19 protein-coding genes are annotated in these 23,636 nt (G+C 29.3%); 3 read left to right on the top strand and 16 right to left on the bottom strand.

Annotation, left to right across the window (positions count from 1 at the left end; all coding sequences use genetic code 11):
* Positions 1–26: 26 nt before the first annotated feature.
* From GXK56_RS28645 to GXK56_RS23690, 4 genes are all read right to left on the bottom strand, one after another.
* The gene (locus tag GXK56_RS28645) at positions 27–1,085 is read right to left on the bottom strand and encodes a methyl-accepting chemotaxis protein (protein ID WP_160692117.1); all 1,059 of its coding nucleotides are present in this window, start codon (positions 1,083–1,085) and stop codon (positions 27–29) included.
* Between the two features lie 229 nt (positions 1,086–1,314).
* The gene (locus GXK56_RS23700) at positions 1,315–2,385 is read right to left on the bottom strand and encodes a hypothetical protein (RefSeq protein ID WP_160692115.1); all 1,071 of its coding nucleotides are present in this window, start codon (positions 2,383–2,385) and stop codon (positions 1,315–1,317) included.
* Between the two features lie 24 nt (positions 2,386–2,409).
* The gene (locus GXK56_RS23695) at positions 2,410–3,444 is read right to left on the bottom strand and encodes a phosphodiester glycosidase family protein (protein WP_160692113.1); all 1,035 of its coding nucleotides are present in this window, start codon (positions 3,442–3,444) and stop codon (positions 2,410–2,412) included.
* 144 nt (positions 3,445–3,588) lie between these two features.
* Positions 3,589–7,908: a 2-hydroxyacyl-CoA dehydratase gene (locus GXK56_RS23690; RefSeq protein WP_160692111.1), complete on the bottom strand. Its 4,320-nt coding sequence runs from the start codon at positions 7,906–7,908 to the stop codon at positions 3,589–3,591.
* Positions 7,909–8,065: 157 nt separating this feature from the next.
* On the opposite strand from GXK56_RS23690, the gene GXK56_RS23685 reads away from it, so the two are divergent.
* A complete protein-coding gene (locus GXK56_RS23685; protein ID WP_160692109.1) occupies positions 8,066–8,425 on the top strand; it encodes a tetratricopeptide repeat protein in 360 nt (119 codons plus the stop codon).
* 156 nt (positions 8,426–8,581) lie between these two features.
* Here the strand turns inward: GXK56_RS23685 and GXK56_RS23680 are convergent, their stop codons facing one another.
* The 3 genes from GXK56_RS23680 to GXK56_RS23670 all read right to left on the bottom strand — a co-directional run bounded on the left by GXK56_RS23680 (position 8,582) and on the right by GXK56_RS23670 (position 11,463).
* A complete protein-coding gene (locus tag GXK56_RS23680; RefSeq protein WP_160692107.1) occupies positions 8,582–9,316 on the bottom strand; it encodes a transglutaminase-like domain-containing protein in 735 nt (244 codons plus the stop codon).
* Positions 9,317–9,501: 185 nt separating this feature from the next.
* Entirely contained in the window at positions 9,502–10,128 is a 627-nt protein-coding gene (gene recX / locus GXK56_RS23675; protein WP_160692105.1) for a recombination regulator RecX, read from the bottom strand.
* Positions 10,129–10,221: 93 nt separating this feature from the next.
* The gene (locus GXK56_RS23670; RefSeq protein ID WP_160692103.1) at positions 10,222–11,463 is read right to left on the bottom strand and encodes a pitrilysin family protein; all 1,242 of its coding nucleotides are present in this window, start codon (positions 11,461–11,463) and stop codon (positions 10,222–10,224) included.
* Between the two features lie 349 nt (positions 11,464–11,812).
* Here GXK56_RS23670 and GXK56_RS23665 point away from each other — a divergent pair, with 349 nt between their 5' ends.
* Positions 11,813–12,484: a response regulator transcription factor gene (locus tag GXK56_RS23665; RefSeq protein WP_160692101.1), complete on the top strand. Its 672-nt coding sequence runs from the start codon at positions 11,813–11,815 to the stop codon at positions 12,482–12,484.
* On the top strand, positions 12,484–14,001 hold the full coding sequence (locus GXK56_RS23660; RefSeq protein ID WP_160692099.1) for a HAMP domain-containing sensor histidine kinase: 1,518 nt from the start codon (positions 12,484–12,486) through the stop codon (positions 13,999–14,001). The genes GXK56_RS23665 and GXK56_RS23660 overlap by 1 nt, the downstream gene beginning before the upstream one ends.
* A gap of 202 nt (positions 14,002–14,203) precedes the next feature.
* Here GXK56_RS23660 and GXK56_RS23655 read toward each other — a convergent pair whose 3' ends face one another.
* The 9 genes from GXK56_RS23655 to GXK56_RS23615 all read right to left on the bottom strand — a co-directional run bounded on the left by GXK56_RS23655 (position 14,204) and on the right by GXK56_RS23615 (position 23,102).
* Positions 14,204–14,947 (bottom strand): SDR family oxidoreductase, encoded by a 744-nt coding sequence (locus GXK56_RS23655; protein WP_160692097.1) that lies wholly within the window; start codon positions 14,945–14,947, stop codon positions 14,204–14,206.
* 63 nt (positions 14,948–15,010) lie between these two features.
* Positions 15,011–15,943 (bottom strand): metallophosphoesterase, encoded by a 933-nt coding sequence (locus tag GXK56_RS23650; RefSeq protein ID WP_160692095.1) that lies wholly within the window; start codon positions 15,941–15,943, stop codon positions 15,011–15,013.
* A gap of 510 nt (positions 15,944–16,453) precedes the next feature.
* Positions 16,454–17,185: an amino acid ABC transporter ATP-binding protein gene (locus tag GXK56_RS23645; RefSeq protein ID WP_160692093.1), complete on the bottom strand. Its 732-nt coding sequence runs from the start codon at positions 17,183–17,185 to the stop codon at positions 16,454–16,456.
* A complete protein-coding gene (locus tag GXK56_RS23640; protein WP_160692091.1) occupies positions 17,169–17,831 on the bottom strand; it encodes an amino acid ABC transporter permease in 663 nt (220 codons plus the stop codon). Before GXK56_RS23640 ends, GXK56_RS23645 begins: the two co-directional genes overlap by 17 nt.
* Before the next feature lie 15 nt (positions 17,832–17,846).
* A complete protein-coding gene (locus GXK56_RS23635; RefSeq protein WP_160692089.1) occupies positions 17,847–18,626 on the bottom strand; it encodes a transporter substrate-binding domain-containing protein in 780 nt (259 codons plus the stop codon).
* Positions 18,627–19,105: 479 nt separating this feature from the next.
* On the bottom strand, positions 19,106–19,891 hold the full coding sequence (locus GXK56_RS23630) for a transporter substrate-binding domain-containing protein (protein WP_160692087.1): 786 nt from the start codon (positions 19,889–19,891) through the stop codon (positions 19,106–19,108).
* Positions 19,892–20,068: 177 nt separating this feature from the next.
* The gene (locus GXK56_RS23625) at positions 20,069–20,734 is read right to left on the bottom strand and encodes a GntR family transcriptional regulator (RefSeq protein ID WP_160692085.1); all 666 of its coding nucleotides are present in this window, start codon (positions 20,732–20,734) and stop codon (positions 20,069–20,071) included.
* Between the two features lie 182 nt (positions 20,735–20,916).
* Entirely contained in the window at positions 20,917–22,389 is a 1,473-nt protein-coding gene (locus GXK56_RS23620; protein ID WP_160692083.1) for an L-fucose/L-arabinose isomerase family protein, read from the bottom strand.
* A gap of 86 nt (positions 22,390–22,475) precedes the next feature.
* A complete protein-coding gene (locus GXK56_RS23615; RefSeq protein ID WP_160692081.1) occupies positions 22,476–23,102 on the bottom strand; it encodes a DUF4867 family protein in 627 nt (208 codons plus the stop codon).
* Between the last annotated feature and the right edge of the window lie 534 nt (positions 23,103–23,636).

Below are 23,636 nucleotides of genomic sequence, written 5' to 3'. Positions count from 1 at the left end.
GTTATAAATAAATTATTTCAAATCACCTATAATTTATTCCTTATTAATTTTACATTATCATTTAATTCCTTTGAAGATCTTAACAAGCTATTTATTGCATCAGATTGTGCTTTACTTACATCTACAACAGTAGTTTTAACAACTTCACTCTTGCTGCTTGATTCTGATACAACACTTGCATGTACATCTATTTGATTTACTTCTTGAACAACTTGTTTAAAAATCTCATCTGCCTCACTTACTATATTAATACTTTCTTGAATAAGCTGTCCGCTTTCTTTAGCATTATTAGTTGTTTTATTTATAGCAACTGTTATATCATTTATAATACCATCAACACTATTTACTGCTGTCTTAACATTATCAGCTAACTTTCTGATTTCCGAAGCAACCACTGAAAAACCTTTTCCAGCTTCCCCTGCTCTAGCTGCTTCTATAGCTGCATTTAAGGCTAATAAATTAGTTTGATTAGCTATATTACCTATAAGGTGAATTATATCTATAGCTTCTTTTGTAGAATTATTTGCAATCTGCACAGACTCATCTAACAATTGGTTAGCACTATATATTTTCTTCATAGAAGAATCTATATTAGTCATACTTTCACTTCCTACACTTGTAAGGTACATTGTTTTAGCTAAAGATTCTGCAAGTTTTATCGTATCATCACCACTATATTCAGTTGAACTTCCTATTTCCTTAAAAATATCATTTAATTCATCCATATTATTAGTCATTTCATTAATAATACTATTTAGATTTTCTATTTTTTCTTCTTGAACTAGTACTAATTTTTCTATTTCAGCCTTTTTATGTTGATTATCAAACTTATCATTTTTAGTAGGTATTTCTTTTTCTATTACTTTAATTTCTGGTGTCTCGTTTACATTACTATTTTTCTCTTCCTGAAGTATAATTTCATTTCCTTCCTTGCCTGATACAGCTAAAAGATATATAGCAGCAACTATTGCTGCTATTACAGCTACAATACCTGTAGTCATTACATTAAGTTTTAAAACAGCAGGTAATACTGAACTCCCTATAATTATTACTGCCATAAAGATAATGTTTACAATTTTCTTCATATTTTTGTCATTCCTCTCTTATCCTCTTGTAATTTAAAATTAATTAATCTTGAAAAACTTCAAAATCCCTTTTATTAAAATTATACTACTGATAATAAACCCTTTAACCATTTGTAAAATAAATGTTAAAATAATATATTTTTAGTACATTCCCCTATGTTAGTATTATAACTCATATTTACATAAATTTAATATAATTTAATTAAATTTATGTAAATTTTAATATAATTTAATTTATAGCTTTTTTAGGTTCTTCTACTTCATTTTTTATAAGTTTATTTCCACTTCTGGAAATAACACCTTTAGAGTAAGCCTGAATTAATTTCCCTTCATATTTAACTGTCTTCTTGCTTACAAGTTCTAAAGCACTATTTTCAGTTTCATTATTTATATAAACCTTACCAGAATACTCAATAAATATATTTTCTCTGGAAACTGGCTTTGGTAAAGTTAAAGTATGCCATTGAAGTTTTTTATCACTTAAGACAGTATAATATATTTTGGTTATTTGTTCATTCACCTGTTCACCAAAATACACATTATCGTTAATATCTGCGCCCAATACTTTTGTAACTTCAACATTTGGAATTTGAATATTTCCTGCTCTATTTAAAATAGTTGCTCCATCTCCCATTTCCATTACAGCATTTGTTCCTGTTGTTGGAACTACAATATTTCCTATGTTTTTATTTGATCTTACTTCGGCCAATTGGTTCATTACATTTGCATAAAATAAGTCACTTTTACCACTCTTCTTTAAGACTTTTATGTATAAACTATGGGTAGCATTTGAAAAAACTACATTATCAATTTTATCAGTTTTATTTTGTATATTTATTTTAACTTCCTTCATGCTGAAATCTGAAAGCTGCCTAGTTTCACCTTTTTTAGCATTAAATGATACAGGTTCAAAATATGCTTCTCCATCCTTTTGAACTTTTTGAATAACAATTAAACTACTTTCATTTGTTAACCATTTATAAAATACAACTTCTCCATTATTCTCACTTGTAAATTCTTTTTCACTTCCATCATTACTATCTAAAGTTTTAAGTTTACCATTCTCCATATAGGCAACAAATCTGCCATCTGAAGACAGAGATACCTCCAAAGTTCCATCTTTCAAATCAATTTCATTAGGATTTTTTTTCTTTGGAACTTCCTTTACAGGTTCTTCTACCTTTTGAGCTTCTATTTTTACATCTGCTCCTAAGTAAATATTTTCTATATATAAAAATACACTCTGTTGGATTATAAGTGCTATAAGTGAACACACTAATATTCTAATAAAATTTTTCATTACTTAATCCTCTCCTGAAAACAATTATTCAACATAAAAAGCCGTAGCAACAGACCTTTCACCATCCCATGCATTTGGAGAATTTATTACTTCTCCTTTATAATACATAGTTGATGAATATCCTCCATCTAATGCGCCTGCATTAACAGCTCCTCTTTCAAGCATTATCTGCTGAACATCATATATACTTGCTCCTGGAGATGTTATTTTTCTTCCATCAATAACTAAGAATATTACTGTCCCATCTTCTTTTTGACCAACTGCAGTTCTTGGATTAAGCCCATCAGCCATTTTGTCTTTTACTTGTGGTCTTCCATTTATAATAATATTAGGTCTTCTAAAGCACATAGCTTCTTGAACTTCTAGTTTTTGCAATTCCTCAAGAGTGTGATCACCAACAATAAGCTGACCTTTTTTAGTAAAAGCAATAACATTTTCAATATTTTTCTTTTTTACATTATTTTTAGGATATATTACTTGCCCTCCTGATATTACAAAGCCTCCCGGCTCTGCTCCTGTCCCCGCATAAAGTGTTCCATCAGAAGACTGATCCACAAAAGAACCTCCATTTATTGCAGCTATTGCATTATGGTCTTCAGCCATTTCACTTGTCTTTTGGCCCATTCTTCCTACATACTTAGTCATAGCAACCTTTACGCCTAAAGGATTCTTTATTTCTAGTACATATCCATTATATCTATCAGTATGAATATCATACCTGCTTATGTCATTTCCACTGGTATACTTTACATTTATTTTATTTAAATCAGTTGCTTCTTCAACTACTTGTTCCTTAGGTTCTTCTTTGACTACTTGATTGCTAACTCCTAATATTTTATTTAAAGTATCCTGTGATATGTAATCAGTAATTAAATAAGCATGTCTTGTTCCTAATATTGTCGATATAATTACCTTTCGAGTATTGTCATATGGTCCATACCATAAAACGAGAGGGGTTGTTATAGCTAAAAAAATACCTATATATATTAATTCCAAAAAAAATACTAATATTTTAGGTTTCTTATTTCTTTCAACCCTTGTAATATTTTTATTTCGCATTAATTACCTCCATTTTTGATAATTAGATTTAAAATGAATAGTGAATGATTATTATTAGTTTATCCATCTTTCATAGGTTATAATATTAAGCATTAATATAGCCCCATCTAAAGAAGATGGAGCTATATTAAATTGTTTTAATTTTTAAACATTATCTTCTAGTGTTAAACTGACTTCATTTTGAAAATGCTGATTTCCTGTACTTTCCTGATGTTTTTTGTGACTTGTAGGAGTAGGTTTTTCTTCCAAGTTCTTAAAGGCCACAGATAACATTAGCTTAATTCTATTTAATTGATTTACATTCGATGCACCTGGATCGTAATCTATAGCTACAATATTTGATTCTGGATATTTTTCTTTTAGAGCCTTAATCATACCTTTTCCTGTAACATGGTTAGGTAAACATGCAAAAGGTTGTAAACATGCTATATTAGTTGCACCACTTTCAATAAGCTCAATCATCTCAGCTGTCAAAAACCAGCCTTCACCAGTTTGATTTCCTAACGACAGAATTGGAGATGCCATATTTGCAAGTTCTCTAATATGCTTAGGTCCATAGAATCTATCACTATTTTCCAAACACTTCTTCATAGTTTTTCTATAAGTCTCCATATACATAATAGCTAAATTACATAAATGTTGTGACATTTTGCTTCCTGCAAGAAATTTTGCTTTAAAATCTGCATCTAAAGCTGAATAGAAGAAGAAATCCAAAAGATCTGGAACTACTGCTTCTGCACCTTCATTTTCTAAAATTCCAACAATATCATTATTAGCTGTTGGATGGAATTTAACTAATATTTCCCCTACAACTCCTACTTTAGGCTTTCTAATATTTAATAGTGGAAGCTTATCAAATTCTTCAACTATATTTTTTATATTTCTGTTAAATTCTCTTTTACTTCCATTCATTAGGTTTTGTCTAGCTATTTCATTCCATTTTTTATGAAGTTCATTTGCTGACCCTTTTACTTTTTCATATGGTCTTGTCCTATATAGAACTCTCATAAATAAGTCTCCATAAACCATTGCCATAATTGCTCTATGAAGCAATTTAGGAGTAACTTTAAAGCCTGGCTGTTCTTCTAGCCCAACAGCATTTAATGAGATTACAGGAACTTGTTCAAAGCCTGCATGTTTTAATGCCATCTTTAAGAAGCCTATATAGTTAGTAGCTCTACATCCTCCACCTGTCTGAGATATAATAACTGAAGTATTATTAACATCATATTTTCCTGATTTTAATGCTTCAATCATTTGACCAATTACAATAATTGAAGGATAGCAAGCATCATTGTTAACATATTTTAATCCTTCATCAACTGCCTTCATATCCATTGATGGAAGCACTTCTACATTATATCCTGCTTCTCTTACTGCTGTTTCTATTAAATCAAAATGAATTGGAGACATTTGAGGACATAAAATAGTATGTTTCTTTCTCATTTCTGGTGTAAATATTGGATTTTTATATACAATTGGCTCTTCTACAGGTTTATAATTCTTTCTTTCTCTTTCATCCATGGCAGCTTTTAAAGATCTTATTCTTATTTTAGCAGCGCCTAAATTATTACCTTCATCAATTTTAAGAACTGTGTATATCTTACCTTTTGATGAAATTATTTCTGATACTTGATCGGTAGTAACTGCATCTAGTCCACATCCAAAAGAATTTAATTGAATCATATCAATGCAAGGCTCTTCTGCAACTAAAGCTGCTGCTCTGTATAATCTTGAATGATACATCCATTGATCTACAACTCTTAACTTATTTTTCAATACTCCCAAATGAGATACGCTGTCTTCTGTTAAAACAGCCATATCAAAAGAACTAATAATATCAGGAATACCATGATTAATTTCAGGATCTACATGATAAGGACGTCCAGCAAGTACAATTCCTTTCTTATTGTTCTTTCTTAAATAATCTAAAACTTCTTCACCTTTTTTTTGAATATCTCTTTTAAAAGCTTCTCTCTCTATACTTGCTTTTTCTACTGCTACTCTTGCTTCTTCTGCTGTTACATTAAACAGCTTAAATTCATCTACTATTCTTTTAGCAAGTTCTTTATCATTATCCAAAGATAAAAATGGTTCCATGAAATTAATATTATTTATTTTTAACTCATCCATGTTGTTTTTAATTGCTTCTGGATAAGAAGTAACCATTGGACAATTATAATTATTTTGCGCATCTGCAAATTCTGTTTTTTCATAAGACACACAAGGATAGAAAATATTCTTAACTCCACTATTAATTAAATCCATTATGTGTCCATGTGCAAGTTTTGCTGGATAACAAGCTGATTCTGATGGAATTGTTTCTATTCCAAGTTCATATATTTTTTTGCTTGAAGGTTTAGAAATTTTAACGCTAAAACCTAAGCTTGTTAATAAAGTAAACCAAAATGGATAATTTTCATACATGTTAAGAACTCTTGGAATTCCTATTACACCTCTTCTAGCTTCATCCTTATTTAATGGCTTATAACCGAAAGTCCTCTTGTATTTATATTCAAATAAGTTAGGAAGCTTATCCTCCTTAGGCTTTTCTATTCCAAGCCCTCTTTCACATCTATTTCCTGAAATAAATTCTTCTTCAGTTGAAAATTTGTTTATAGTTAAAAGACAGTTGTTTCCGCATTTGCCACAACGTCTAAAGGATGCTGTCATATTAAATTCATCTATTCTATGTCTTGGAAGTAAAGTAGATTTTTCATCTTCTAAACATCTTTCTTTAGCAATGATTGCACATCCAAAAGCCCCCATTAATCCAGATATATCAGGTCTAACAGCTTCTCTGCCAGAAATAAGTTCAAAACTTCTAAGTACAGCTTCATTATAAAAAGTTCCACCTTGTACTATTACTTTTTCCCCAATATCTTTTTCATCTCTTAATTTTATAACTTTAAATAAAGCATTTTTTATAACAGAATACGAAAGTCCTGCAGATATATCAGATATTTCTGCGCCCTCCTTTTGGGATTGCTTAACTCTTGAATTCATAAACACAGTACATCTAGAGCCAAGATCAACTGGTGCTTTTGAAAATAAAGCTTCTTTTGCAAAATCTTCAATTTTCATATCTAAGGATTTAGCAAAACTTTCAATAAATGAACCACAGCCTGAGGAACATGCTTCGTTTAATAAAATACTATCTATTGCTCCATTTTTTATTTTTAGACATTTCATGTCTTGTCCACCAATATCTAAAATAAAGTCGACGCCAGGTAAAAAATAATCAGCCGCTTTATAATGAGCAATAGTTTCTATTTCACCAATGTCTATATGTAAAGCAGATTTGATTAATGCTTCACCATAACCTGTAACAGCAGAATTTACTATTTCTACTGTTTCAGGTAATTTATCATATAAATCCTTCATTATATCTACAACTTTATTCAAAGGATTTCCTTCATTGCTTCCATAATAAGAATATAAAAGCTCAGAATTTTCACTTATTAATGCAACTTTTGTAGTTGTTGATCCTGCATCTATTCCTAAATAAGCTTTTCCCTTATAACTATTTATATCTGCCCTTTTTAATACATTTTTACTATGTCTATCTTTAAATTTCTTATAATCTTCTTCATCCTTAAATAACGGTTCAAGTCTAGGTTCAGTATCTTCTTTTATATTTGAAATATCAGAAATCTTGTCCACTATTTTTTTAAGAGTTGTTACTTTTTCTTTTTTTGATAATAGCGCTGCACCCATAGCAACAAATAGTTGAGAATTTTCAGGTGCAATTATTTGCTTACCAGTTAAATTAAGAGTTTCTATAAATCTTTGTCTAAGCTCTGATAAAAAGAATAATGGTCCACCAAGGAATGCTACATTACCTTTTATGGGTTTACCACACGCAAGTCCACCTATAGTTTGATTTACTACAGCTTGGAAAATCGAAGCTGCTATATCACTCTTTTCTGCCCCTTCATTAATCAAAGGCTGTACATCTGTTTTAGCAAAAACACCACATCTTGAAGCTATAGGATATATCACTTTATGTTCCTTAGCATATTCGTTAAGTCCTAATGCATCTGTATTAAGTAATACTGCCATTTGGTCTATGAATGCTCCTGTACCTCCAGCACAGCTTCCATTCATTCTTTGTTCTATTCCACCTTTAAAATATGTAATTTTAGCATCTTCTCCACCAAGTTCTATTACTACATCTGTTTGTGGAATTAATGTTTCAACTGTCTTGGAGCATGCAATTACTTCTTGAACAAAGCCAAGATTTAACCATTTAGATACAGATAAGCCTCCAGAACCAGTTATATTAATTTTGCAGTCAATATCCCCAAGTTTTTCATAACACTCTTTAATTAAGTCTATAATAGTGCTTCTTATATCCGAAAAGTGCCTTTGATATTTGCTATATATTAAGTTGTTCTCATTTCCAAGAACCACTAATTTCACTGTTGTTGATCCTATGTCTAATCCAATTTTATAATTCATCATCTTTCTATAATCACCTACTTTGTTTTTTCAAAATTACTATAATTTTGCCAATAAATATTACAAATAAATAATTCCGTATGTATAGTATTTTATTTTGCTGTCTATAATTATAAGGTATTTTAGATATAATTTACAATTTATTTTTTGGAGGGCTCCTATGAATTTCTTTAATGAAGGAAATAAATTTTACAATATGCAGGACTACAAAAAAGCTATAGAATGCTATAAAAAATCTGCATCTCAAGCTCTAAATGAAGCTTGCTGTTATTATAATTGTGGTGTCTGCTACATTAAGCTTAAAAATTTTGATGATGCAATAATTATGCTTAATAAAGCTATTTCCATTAAACATGAAAGTAAATATTTTTTTAATCTTGGTTATTGTTATGTTATGAAAGAATGCTTTGATACTGCTTTGCGACTTTTTAATCTTGCATGGTCAATCGATCCAAGCGATACAGACTGTGAGAAAGCTATAAATCTAATTATTACAAAACTCCCCAAAAAAGCAAATTAATTTCAATGGCAATAATTTATTCATCACTCTACTTAAACTTCATTATTTTTATTAAAGTAAATCTGCGAACCCTCAATAATAGCTTCCTATTATATAAAACATTGTAAGAAATCTCTTTGTGAGATTTCTTACTAAATTGTTAACTGTTAATTGATTTTACCATTCTCCTGCAATATCCTCAACCTTATGATCATCAAAAAATTCCGAATCAAAGTAATAATTTCCACCCTCATAAAAAGTTGTATCAACATTTATCCATTTATGTTCTTCATTTATATATACTTGATTCCATGCATGTCCTGTATATTGCCCATTATCCTCTAATATCTGTCCGCCTATTAGCCTTACCTTTAGACCTATAGCTCGTGACATAGCCACATAAAGGCAAGCTTTATCAAAACATATTCCCGATTTATTCTCAAAGGCAGGTATAGCTCCGCTTTCAGGCATATCTAACGCATCTTTTCCATTGATAACAGCTTTAGCCTTATCTTTATCATACTTTATATTACTTCCAATCCAAGTGTATAATATTTTAGCCTTTTCTCTATCACTCTTGGCATTTTTAGTTAATCGAATTGCTTTATTATCAATGTTTTCATTAGATTTAATTCCTTGATCTATTGTGATCCCATTATAGATAATGACTTCCTTTGAAGTATTATTTTCAGACTCCTGATTTTTCAGAAAAATGTTATTCTCTGTATTTTGATATTTCCCATCATATACAGCTGTAGCTTCTTGCTTTATTTCATTATTTAGAAAATAATTATCTATTGAAAAATTAAACATTAACTTTGGAACCACTAATAGTCCAATAACTATACTTATTTGAATGCATCCAGTCATAAATCCAGCAGAAATTACTAATAATAAATTCCTCTCCCTCATAAAATCTCACCCATACTTTACATTTTATTATACCAAATTTATTATTTTTTTGTAATTGATTAAATATTTTTAACATTCTTCTACTTATCTGCAAGAGAGTTTTGTATTGTAGAAAAGTTCGGATTTGTAGCATAGCTGCTCTTTTTATAAGTGGAAAGTTCCGTATTGTGGCATAGCCACTCTTTTTAGTTGTGCATGACTTCCTTAACAACTTCATTTACAATATCATATCCGTATCCTCTCGACATAAGGTATCTATATAATTTTCCTGAAATTTTATAATTATCGCTTTCCTTTTTTCTTATTGTATCTAATTTTTTCTTTGCTAAATTAGTGGCAGTATTTCTTTCATTATCTTTATCAGTATCTGCCAATATGTCTTCAATAATTTCCTTTGATATTCCTTTTTGAATTAAAGTATACTTTATCTTTTGACTTCCATAAGAATTTAATTTATCTTTTATATATGATTTTGTGTAATTTATGTCATTTATAAAATTGTATTTCCTAAGAAATTCAATACTTATATTTATTGCATTTTCTCCATATCCTTTTTCCTTAAGCTTTTCTATTACTTCTTTTTCAGTTTTGTAGCTTCTTTCTATTGTTTTTAAAGCAGAATTCTTGCATCTTATTATGCTTTCTTCTTCTGCTAAAAGCTCAAGTTTTTTTGAGTCAATTTCTTGATTTTTCTTTAGACCTTCTTTATATACTAATTCCATTGAAAGAGAAAATGCATATTCCCCATCTAAAAACAAGTTAACTCGTTCTTTATTCTTCTTTTGAACTTCTATTTTTGTTATTTTAGCCATTCTTTATTTTCACCTCAGTACAAAAGTGGCTTCGTCACTTTTAATTAATGATGAATTGTGAATAATGAATTATTCAGAATTCATTATAATTTACTAATTGGATTTTAATATATGAATAGTTGGACTTTTTAAAACCTTCTTTCCAACTTCATTTATTTTTATTGTATCTAAATTGTTCAACCTGTCCATGTCCTTTACAAATTCAAATATATCTTCATCTTCCAAAGCCTGGTGAAGCATGTAATTACATAATTCTGCCGAATCTTCTAAAGTGGATATTACTGCTGTCTTATGAACTTTTTTCATTATATTTAAATCCTTATCAACTATTTGTATTTTTCCCTCCACTAGATTTTTTAATACTTCATCTATTGCTTCAATGGTTTCATTAATATTTTCTTCACCAACTGCAGTATATATATAAAGAGTTTTAATATTATTGGTTATTTCAAGATGAGTATATATATCATATGCCAATCCTCTGTTTTCTCTTATTTCTCTAAAAAGTAAAGAATTCGAACTTTCTCCAAGTCTATGATTTAGTATTCTAAGTGGAAGTTCGTCGGATTTTTCTAAATCATAAAAAGTATATAAATACACTATTGTGCTTTGCTCAATATCCTTTTTATAACTTGTTTCAATTATCTCCTTATTTTTTTCTTTTATAATCTCTATAGCTTCAGCTTTATTACCACTCCAATTATTAAAATGTTCTTCTACTAATTTTATTGCTTCCTCATGGCTTAATGAAGATACCATAGTAATAATAGAATTTTCAGGCGTATAGTGCTTGGTATAATAAGTAAGTATTTCCTCTCTTGTAAATCTTGAAACATTTTCTTCAAGGCCTGTCACTTCATATTTAAGTGGGCTATTGATAAACGCTGCTCTATTTACATTCTTAAAGCTAAAATCCTCAACATCATCTTTACTCATTTTTATTTCAGATATAATTACACCTCTTTCTTTTTCAATTTCTTCTTCATCAAATGCTGGGTTAATAATCATATCACCTAAAAGTTCAACTGCATTTTTAAATTCTTCCATTAAACAACTTATTGTATATACAGTTGCATCATAGTCTGTATAAGCATTATATTCTCCGCCTAAATCCTCTAATTGTTCATTAAGCTCTTCATCACTTCTAGAGGTCGTTCCTTTAAATAAGGTATGTTCAATAAAGTGACTTATACCCTTCTCTTTCATGTTTTCATATAAAGCTCCAACTTTGACTCCTATATTAATAGCTGCAATTTGCGTATCTTTATTTATTGTTATTACTTCAAGCCCATTTGCTAAAGTATGTCTCTTCACATCAAAATTAAGTTTTATCATTCACTAATCTCCTAATAGTAATATTTTGCGTATACTTATTATACCTTATGAAATTTATTCTTTGTAGTTTAATAATAACAATTTTTAAAAGAAAATTATAGTATATTATATTATCTTATATAATATGATATTATAATTTTATTAAGACAACTGAAGAATTTCAAACATATTATTACTGAACTTGTAATGAATTTGACTTATTTATGGTGTATTATATGAATATATGTGGCTTTAACCATATTATTAAAAGTGTTACTTAAAACTATATATAAAAATAAAATTATGGCTTTTATATTGGCCTCAAATCTAATTATATATTTAATTTATTTGATAAGGGAGATGACATAATATGAAAAAATCTATTTTAATTGTTGAAGATGAACTTCGAATCAGATTTCTACTTAGAGACTATTTAATGAAGGAAAATTTTAATGTTTTAGAAGCCTCAAATGGTGAAGAGGGCTTATTTATATTTAGTACACAAAAAATTGATTTGATTCTTTTAGATATAATGATGCCTGTCATGGACGGTATGACTATGCTCGAAAAATTAAGAGAGGTTTCAACTGTACCTGTTATCTTACTTACTGCTAAAGGGGAAGAAGAAGATAAACTTCAAGGTTATGATTTTGGTGCTGATGATTATGTTACAAAACCATTCAGTCCAAAGGTTTTAATTGCTAAGGTTAAAGCTCTTTTAAAAAGAACTAGAGAAGACTTAGATTCAAGTTTTCAGGATTTCAATGGTCTTACTATAAATAAGCTTTCTCATGAAGTTAAAATTGATGGCACCGAAGTAGTTTTGTCTCCAAAGGAATATGAATTATTAATTTATTTAGTTACTAATGAAGGTATTGCATTAACTAGAGATAATATTTTGGACAATGTATGGGGACTTGATTACTATGGAGATATTCGTACTGTAGATACAAACGTTAAAAGGCTTAGAGAAAAGTTATTAGAGAAAGCTGCTTACATAGTTACTGTTAGGGGCAGTGGCTATAAATTCGAGGCTAAGTAATGAAGCAAAACTTATCAAAAAGATTATTTATTATTACTTTATCTCTAATTGCTGGTTTGATGTTTATAACTTATCTTGCACAAGCCTTTGCTTTTGAAGATTTTTATTTAGGTAAAAAAACAAAGTCCTTAGTTCAAGAAGTTAATAAATTTCATGATTTGTATTCCCTACATATAGATAATACTGCTGACTTAATTAAAGCACTTGAAAAATTTGAAAATGACAACAATGCCCAAATTGTAATTACTTCAGCTGAAGGAACAATACTTAGATACCGTTCAGATAGTGTTGTTCCTGATAAAGAAAATGATGATAATGTCATTGCTTTTGCCGAAGAATTAATTAATGATAAAGATTTAATAGAACAAGTTACTACTTATTCACATACAAGATATAAAATTTTCGATAATAAAAGCAGTGGCTTAAAAAAAATCGGGGTTGTTAGCCCCTTATCTTTAAATAGTAAAAATGACAGCCTTATTTTTTGTGTTGCTTCTATTCAACCTATTAAGGAAGCTGCTGAAGTTATGAGTGAATTTTTTGTATATTTATTTTGGGGATTAATAACAATTTCAATAATATTAGCACTAATTTATTCTAATTTAATCTCTAAGCCTCTTGTAAATTTAACACGTGTTGCAAACAAAATGTCTAACATGGACTTTTCAGCAGTTTGTGAAACAAATAGAGAAGATGAAATAGGAAGCCTTGCAAGATCTTTAAACTTTCTATCAAAAAATCTTCACTCTGCCTTAATTGATTTACAAGTAAAAAATAAAAAATTAGAAGATGATATTGAAAAAGAGAGACAACTGGATAATATGAGAAAAGAATTTACAGCTAATGTAAGCCACGAACTAAAAACACCAATTGGTATAATAGAAGGCTATGCAGAGGGTCTTAAGGACGGCATTGTTTCTGGTGAAGATGCTCATATGTATTTAGAAACAATAATTGATGAAGCCAAAAAAATGAGTGTCTTAGTTTCTAATATGCTTGAACTTTCAAGACTTGAATCAGGAACTACAAAACCTAATCCAGAAGCTTTTAATATAAACCGATTGATTACAAAAGTATTAAAAAAACATACTCCTGATTTTGAGGAAAACAAATTTAATGTTAATTTTAATTCTTCAACACCTTATAGTTATGTTTATGCAGATCCATTTCAAATGGAACAGGTTTTAACTAATCTTATAACAAATGCAATTAAATATACACCTCCAAGAAATGATATTAATGTGAATATTGAAGAAGGATTAGATAAATTTAAAATATCAGTTCAAAATATGGGTGTTAATATTCCAGAAGAAGAAATAGGAAAACTTTTTGATAAATTTTATAGACTGGATAAATCTAGAGAACGTACTCAAAAAAATAGCACAGGTATAGGATTGTCAATAGTAAAAAATATTTTAAAGCTTCATAATAGTGAATTTGACTTTAAAAATATTGAAGGTGGAGTAGAATTTTATTTCTATCTTGAAAAAATTGTAGTACCTGAAGAAGAAATATAATATATTAATTATCTCAAAGAGCCCCGAATAAACAGTTTATAGAAACTATTTTACTAATAAAAGCACTTTTTCATCATATTTATTGTGATGAAGAGTGCTTTTATCTTTCATAGTTCCAAATTAATTAAAATGATATTTTTGCTTTTGGATTGTTATTAACTTGCAAGTACCATACCTTAAAATTATTTTCATTAAATTGTAATTAAATAAATCCCCCATCAGCACGAATAATCTGACCAGTAATATATGATGAAGCTTCACTTGCTAAAAACACTGCAATTTCTCCAATTTCACTAGCTTCTCCAAATCTTCCAAGTGGTATTTCCTCCTCTAAAGATTTTTTATCATCCTCACCTAAAAATGAGTTCATTTTTGTATTTATTACTCCAGGAGAAATTGCATTTACTCTGATATTTGAAGGAGCCATTTCTTTTGCAAGAGCCTTAGTAAAAGAATTTAATCCTCCCTTTGCTGCTGAATACAACACTTCACAGGAAGCTCCAACATCCCCCCACATAGAAGAAATATTTATAATGTTGCCACTTTTTCTTGAAATCATATCTTTAATCACTTGATTAGTTAAATACATTGCACCTAAAAGGTTAGTATTTATGACTTTGTTTATTTCTTCTGGAGTTATATCCATAAATAATCCTATATGACTTATACCTGCGTTATTAACTAAAATATCTATCTTGCCCATAACCTTTAGAACTTCTTCAACTATTATTTGGGAGTTTTCAAATGAAGATATATCTCCTTTTATCATAATTCCATATCCATTTACCTTTTTTACTTCCTCTAGAGTTTTTTCTGCCCCTTTGTTATCAGTAGCGTAATTTATTACTACACTTGCCCCTTCACTGGCAAGCTTTATAGCTATAGCTCTACCAATTCCTTTTGAAGCACCTGTTATAAGTGCAACTTTACCTTTTAATTTATCCATTTCATGTATCCTTTCTTTGCATTAATGGTGTAAACCACTTTCTTTATATTCTTATGATTTAAATTAAAGCTTTCTAGCAAAATCTAAATAACTTTCTATTCTTTCTGGCCCTCCGGTTATACTTTTATTAATAAATAAGATATCGTTTGGCCCTACTTCTATGTCCCATTTAACCAAGGATATCTCTCCATTAGTAATTTCAATACAAGTTATTGCTGAAGGAAATACACAACACCCATCATTAAAATAGAGTCCTTCATCAGGCTGAGGAAATATATCATTATGTGTATGTCCACAAATAATCATTTTCCTTTCTTTCCTTGCTAGTTTTTCTAGTGCTTTATCTATTTTGCTTCCTTTATTATAATTGCTTGCAGGGCTTGTAGGAGCCTTAAACCCAGCCACCCCTTCCATAAAACGCCATATATATCTAACTAAAAATCTGCTTTCCTTCCATAAATCGCAGTTGATCAAGTCGACTTGGTGCCCATGAAAAGCAATTATATCTTTTTTTAAAATAGTATGTCTAAGTATTGCACCTTCATAAAATACCACTCTAGAATATAAATTTAACATTTCACGCCCAAAATCATATCCTACATCTTCAAAAAGTTTTTTTTGTGTTCTCATAAACTCAGGATTTGATTTAACCATATCATGATTTCCAAAAATCAAGCATAATCTATCTTCCTCATAAAACTTATTTAATATAGCAAATATATCTTTATAATTATATGCTATATCTAAACAATCTTTATTTTTCCATAATTCATCCCCATCACCCAGTTCAATTAAAGTATATCCATTTTCATAATAAAATCCAAGTGCTGCTCTATAAATATTTCTATTTTGTCTTAAAGAATCGGCATATCCTCCATTACCTCTATGAACATCACTAATGAAAACTATTTTTGAACTATCATTAAATTCTATTATTTTTCCATCCTTCATTATTCTATTCATAAAATTACTGCTTTTTGTACACTGTTCATTCATATAATACCTTATAAGCATCTATTGATTCATTTTATTATATGCACTTATAAAAAAAGTGCGAAGCACAACCAAGAACTTATTTCCCTTTGAGAAAAGTGCGAAGCACAACCAAGAACTTTTCACTTATAAAAAAATACGCACCTATTAAAAGAGTAGCTATGCTACAATACGAATCTTTTCACCTATTAAAAAAGCAGCTATGCACCTATAGAAAGAGTGTCCATGCCACAATGCGGAACTTTTCCTGCAACAAGGATCTTTTCACTCTTATAAAGAGTAGCTATGCACTCATAAAAAGAGTGGCTATGCCACAATACGGAACTTATTAATCACATTTAAGAGCTTTTCATATTAAAATAGTTTGAAATCCAACTATTAATTCCTAACATTTTTATAAAATACGAAATACAATTATAATTTTCACATCCTTAAATATAAATATCATTTTAACTAATAAAAAGTCAGGTACTAGAATTAATCCTTCTTAATCCTAATACCTGACTTTAATAGCTAATTATTATTTATTACTTTATCTAAAAATTCTTTACATCTATCACTCTTAGGTGCTGTAAATATTTCTTCTGGAGTTCCTTCTTCTACTATATATCCTTGATCCATGAATATTACTCTGTCAGATACATCCCTTGCAAAGTTCATTTCATGGGTTACAACTACCATTGTCATACCTTCTTGAGCTAAGTCTTTCATAACTTTAAGAACTTCTCCAACCATCTCTGGATCTAAAGCTGAAGTTGGTTCATCAAACAATAGTATCTTTGGTTCCATCTCAAGAGCTCTTGCAATTGCAACTCTTTGCTTTTGTCCACCTGATAGTGTATTGGGATAAACATCTTTTTTATCCTTTAATCCAACTTTATCTAATAAAGCAAGAGCTTTTTCAGTAGCTTCTTCTTTATTCATCTTTTTTAACTCTAATGGGGCCAACAACATATTTTGAAGTACTGTTAAATGAGGAAATAAATTAAATGATTGAAATACCATTCCTATTTCTTCTCTCAACTTATTAATATTTTTATTATTTACAAGTTCTTGTCCTAATATTGTAATGCTACCAGCTTGAATTTCTTCCAGAGCATTTAAACATCTTAACAATGTACTCTTACCTGAACCAGAAGGACCAATAATGCAAAGAACTTCGCCTTCAGTTACATCTACTGATATATCTTTAAGAACTTCTAAATGTCCATAACGTTTTTTTAGATTCTTAGCGCTTATTACCATAGCTTATTTTCCTTTCTATATAACGAGATGCCAAAGTTAATAATGTAATTATTATAAAATACATACATGCTACAATAGCATACATCTCTAGTGATTTAAAGTTTCTAGCAATAATAATTTGTCCTGCAGATGTAAGTTCTCTTATACTTATAACTGTCAAAATTGATGTATCCTTTAATGTTACAATAAATTGATTTAATATAGAAGGAATCATAATTTTAACTGCTTGAGGTAAAATAACTTTTCTCATAGCTTTTGAATAGCTTAATCCTAAACTTCTTGCAGCTTCCATTTGACCATGATCTACAGCTTGAATTCCACCTCTAAATATTTCAGCCATATAAGCTGTTGCATTTACTGTAAGAGTAAGTATACCTGCCACAACAGGATCAAATCTTATATTAAGTGCTTGTCCAACACCGAAGAACAAGAATAAAGCTTGAACCATAAGTGGGGTTCCACGAACTATATAAATATATAATGTAGCTATACCTTTTAATATTTTAGATGTACTTATACTGAATATTCCAAGAATAATACCAAATATTACAGCTAATATTAATGATATGACTGCAATTTCTATTGTTACTCCAAGCCCGCTAAGCAGGCTTGGTAAACTATCTTTTAGCAATCCTAAGATTTCCATTTTCCATTCTCCTTACTATTTTGCAATATATTGACCAACTATTTGATCATACTTTCCACTGTCCTTTAATTTCTTTAAGCCTTCATTAAATTTCTTTAATAGGTCAGCATTTTGACCTTTCTTTACTGCAAATCCATAATTAACAGTATCTAATTTGTCACCAACTATTTTTAATTTAGCTCCGCTGTCTACTTTAATTTTATAAGCTATAACTGGATAGTCTTCCATTAAGAAATCAGCATTTTTATTTTCAACCGCTTGGAACATTGATGGAGAATCTTCAAAGTAGCTTAAGTTTAATCCATATTTCTTTTGATTATCTTCAGCAAATTTAGCTCCTGCTGTTCCTTTTTTAACTGATACATTTTTCCCATTTAAATCATTTAATCCATTTATTGATGAGTTCTCTTTGTTAACAACTACTGATAACCCTGATTCGAAATATCCATCAGAAAAATCTAAAGATTGTTTTCTTTCATCAGTTATAGTCATAGCTGCTATAGCTCCATCTAATTGATTAGAAGTTAGTCCTGGAATTATACCATTAAAATCCATCGGCTTTAATTCATATTCAAATTTTTCTTCCTTAGCAATTGCATCTAAAACTTCTACGTCAATTCCTTTATATTTACCGCTTTCTTCAAAAGAAAATGGTGCAAATTTTGAATCACATGCAATTATATATTTTTTATTTCCTCCATCTGCTTTTGTGCCATTTGATGTTCCACAGCCTGTCATTAGTCCAATAGACACTACTGATGTTAATAAAATACTTAATAATGATTTTTTGTTCATACTATCTGCCCCTTTGCAATTCATTAAATTAATTCAAAATCTAAATTTACTGCATCTTTATAGTTCAAATTTCAACTATACTACAATAAATTTTCCATTGATTTTTTCACTTCCATTATGAAACTTATTATATAGTTTAATTCAAAAACTGTCAACTCGCCAGAATCATTGTTCAATTAAAGAATCTCTATTTTTTTATATTTTTCCTTTAAATATGCCATTTAGTAAATTCTGCTGAACATCAAAATTCCGTTATGAACAAAACTCAAATTTTAAATTATGAATCAAGACTTAACTCTTCCTTCATTTTTTGTATTTTATATTCTTGAGAAAATACGTTAAATATATAACCATAAAATGTAATAATTATAAAACAAAAAGCTATAATTTAAGAATTTTTCTTCCTAACCTCATAGCTTTTTATTTAATAAGTAAATTTTCAAATTCATTTACTTAAATTCTATTACATATATTAAGCTTTATTTAGCGATATATTGCCCAACTATCTTATCATATTGACCATTGTCTTTTATCTTTTTAAGACCTTCATTAAACTTCTTCATAAGGTCTGCATTTTCACCTTTTTTAACAGCAAATCCATAATCAACATTTGTTAATTTATCTCCTGCAATTTTTAGTTTTGAACCTGGATCAACTTTAATCTTATATGCAATAACAGGATAGTCTTCTAACAAGAAATCTGCATTACCATTTTCAACAGCTTGAAACATTGATGGAGAATCTTCAAAATAGCTTAATTCCAAACCATATTTAGCTTGATTATCTTCTGCAAATTTAGCTCCTGCTGTTCCTTTTTTTACTGAAGCTTTTTTACCCTTTAAATCAGCTTCTGAGTTAATTGAAGCATTATTTTTATTAACTACCATTGATAATCCTGAAACAAAATATCCATCTGAAAAATCTAAAGATTGCTTTCTTTCATCTGTAATACTCATACCTGCAATAGCTCCATCTAATTGATTAGATGTAAGTCCTGGAATTATTCCATTAAAATCCATTGGCTTTAATTCATACTCGAATTTTTCTTCTTTAGCTATTGCATCTAAGATTTCTACATCAATTCCTTTATATTTATTGTTTTCTTCAAAAGAAAATGGTGCATATTTAGCATCACATGCTATTAAATATTTCTTGTTCCCCTCATTGCTTTTTGCTGTATCATTTTTTTGTGCTCCGCATCCTGCCATTATTCCTATTGACATTACTGATGCCATTAAAATTCCTACTAAAGATTTTTTATTCATTATTTGTCCCCCTTAATTTGTGTTTAAGATGCAGAACCCTTAATTTGTTCTGCAAAATAATATTTATTTTAAAGTTTAAAACTTTTCTTAATATATATATTCTTAGATTATTCCAAATTTTTATTCTTAAATTTGTTATAATCAATGAATATTTTTAATCTTTTTACTTCATTTAATTTAACTAATTCTTTCATTAGAATACACCCTTACTTGCAAATCTGAGATGTGTTCAACAATTAATTCTTCTGCCTTTTTACCATCTCTTTCAATTAGTGCTTTAGCAATATTTATATGCTCTTCTTTTTCATTTGCAAATTCAATATTATTACAATCCAGTCTAAGAATTCTCGAAAGATTTTCCATAATACCTTCACTCATTTCAATAAGCTGAGAATTATGTGTTGCTTTTATTATAGACATATGAAAGATATTATTTAATTCATTAAATTCTTCTATCTTATTGTTTCCCGAATCCTTTGGAAACTTCATAGCTAGCTCCATTATAGCTTCCAATTCAGAGTCATTAGCTGACTTAATAGCAATATTCACAGCCGCTTTTTCAAAAATAGCTCTCATTTGAAAGGACTCTCTTATATTCTTTTGTGTTACAGGCTTTACCAAATAACCTTTCCTTGGCAGAGACTTTAGATACCCTTGAATTTCCAATGCTCCTAATGCATCTCTAACTGGAGTTTTGCTCACATTATATTTATCAGCCAATTCAGCCAAAGTAAGAAAATCTCCATCTTTTATTCTCAAATTTAAAATATCTAATTTAATTTGCTTATATATTTCTTTTGCATAGGATCTTTCATCTTGACACAGATTTATCTCTCCTTTCACTTGAAATCCCGCTGATATATCAGTTAAAACATAAAAAAAGCAACAGAGCACTTATATTAATAAATGCTCCGTTGCTTTTATTTATTGTAATTATAGTTTAAATAAACTATCTTTGTCAAGTATTCATTTTAAGAATCACTTAAAATTTCTTTATAAAAATTATTTGATTCTAATTTTTTATATTAAGCAAATGGATTTTCTGACTTATAAAGCATACCCTTTGGTTGGTTGAATCCAACTTTTTCAACACCTAAATATCTAAATAAGTTGTGGATTGCCTTTCCAAAATGTCCAAATGCAACTGCTCCATGGTGAGGATATCTTCCTTCAATTAATACATGACGATAGAATCTTCCCATTTCAGGAATAGCAAATACTCCAATAGCTCCAAATGAACGAGTAGCAACTGGTAATACTTCTCCTTCTGCAACATATGCTGTTAATTCTGCATCTGCATTACTTTGTAATCTAAAGAATGTAATGTTTCCTGGAACGATATCACCTTCAAGAGTTCCTCTAGTGATGTTTGGTTCTTGGTTTGGTTCTAAAGCTCTAGCCATTATCATTTGGTTTTTCATAGTTCCACAAGTTAATTTACAAGCAGCTGTATTTCCACAGTGGAATGCCATAAATGTATCTTTTAAAGTGTAATCAAATTTACCTTTAATTTCTGATTCATACATATCAGCTGGTACTGTATTGTTGATATCAAGTAATGTAACAACATCTTTACTTACACAAGTTCCAATATATTCACTTAATGCTCCATAAATATCAACTTCACATGATACTGGAATTCCTAAAGCTGTTAATCTACTATTTACATAGCAAGGAACAAATCCAAATTGAGTTTGGAATGATGGCCAACATTTATTAGCAAATACTATATATTCTCTTGATCCTTTATGTTCTTCCATCCAATCTAATAATGTAAGCTCGTATTGAGCAAGCTTTGGAAGGATACCAGGCATTTTGTTTCCTTCTCCTAATTCTTTTTCCATGCTAGCTATAACTTCTGGAATTCTTGCATCATCTTTATGTGCATTAAATGCTGCAAATAAATCAAGTTCTGAGTTTTCTTCTATTTCAACACCTAAGTTATATAATTGCTTTATTGGAGCATTACAAGCTAAGAAGTCTTGTGGTCTTGGACCAAAAGAAATGATCTTTAAGTTCTTTAATCCTAATAATGCAGTAGCAACTGGTACAAATTCAGAAATCATTTCAGCAACTTCAGAAGCTGTTCCTACTGGATATTCAGGAATATATGCTTTGATATTTCTAAGAGCTAAATTATAGCTTGCATTAAGCATTCCACAATATGCATCTCCACGTCCTCCAATTAAGTTATCTCCTGATTCTTCAGCTGCAGCTGCAAACATTACAGGTCCACCAAATTCTTTAGCAAGTAAAGTTTCTGTAGTTTCAGGTCCAAAGTTTCCAAGATAAACAACTAAAGCATTTACTCCAGCTTCTTTAACTTCTGCTAAAGCTTTTCTCATGTCTTTTTCATTTTCTACTGTTGTTTGACATTCAAAGATTTCACCATTAAATGCTCCTACTACAGCCTTTCTTCTGCTAGCTGATAATTCCATTGGGAAACAGTCTCTACTTACTGCTACAATTCCTAATTTTACTTGTGGTATATTATTCATTTTAAATTCCTCCAAATTATTATTAATTTTTTATTCTTATTTTTAATTATTTTTTACACACACTTTATTGTTATATAGGTTTATTTCTATTTAATTGAAATATTCTCTCCAACTAAACCAATGAATGCTCCTTGTTCTCCTAAATCTGTATCTTTGTGACCAATAAGCCATTTATTTTTAGCAAATAACAATGCATCTTCACCAGTCTTTTCTATCTTTTCTTCTAAAGCTAAGTTAGTATCCTTTGGTAATACTACAACACATCTAAAGCCATCTTCATTTGCGTTACAAGGTGCATAGTGAAGAGTTGTTGCATATACTTCTATTATTGTTCCAGCTGGAACTAAGAACGCTTCAATTTTTGAAGTATCATATGAGAAATCATCTTCAATATCTTGTTGACATCCTATTAATAAGATAAGATCTGTTACTGCTATATTTATTTCAGATGAACGGTGATATTCAACTGCATTTAATATGTAGTTATTACCATTACAGTATCCTATTTGGATAGGCAATTCTCCAAACTCTCTTTTTCTTAATTCTTCAGCGATTTTTAAAGCTTCAAGTTCTTTTATAGATGGTTCATATACTACATCACTTGGTAGTGGTGTACTACTCTTCATCTTTTCGATTATTTCAGAACAATCATAATTTTTTAAAACTTGTCCATATTTCTTAAAATCACTATCCGTAACCTTTTTAATAATCATCTTAAGCCTGCCTTTCTTATACCTTTTATATTTAAACATTTTGCAACATTTTGATAAGCATTTCTCCTATTCACCCTAAATCATGACTAATTTTTTACTTGTTATAGTTTATTTATTGAGTTTCATAACTCATTTAAAATAAGATTCACCTTCTATTTTATTGCAATATGCTAAATTTACTTTTTCAAAGTCTCAAATCTATTTTTTATTTACGTATTTTGCTATATTTATTGAAATCTTTTTTGTATAAGTTCTGATTAATTAATGTGCATAAAAATATTTTAATGGAAGCGAATATCAATACAGTATATTAATCAGAACTTATTTAATATATTTTCCGAAAACTTTTTAACTATTATACATGTGATGTATTTATAGAAGAAAAGTTCCGTATTGCAGCATATCTGCTCTTTTTATAGGTGTATATTTTAGAAAAGCCCCAAGGTTTTTCGTTCATAAACTCTTAATTGTTAATTTTCAACTACCTTAACTGCTGTTTCTACAACATTTTCAACAGTAAATCCAAATTGTTTA

This window comes from Clostridium sp. C2-6-12, assembly GCF_009928485.1.
In the GTDB taxonomy this organism is placed as follows: Bacteria; Bacillota; Clostridia; order Clostridiales; family Clostridiaceae; genus Clostridium.
This window is presented reverse-complemented; position numbering and strand designations above follow the sequence as displayed.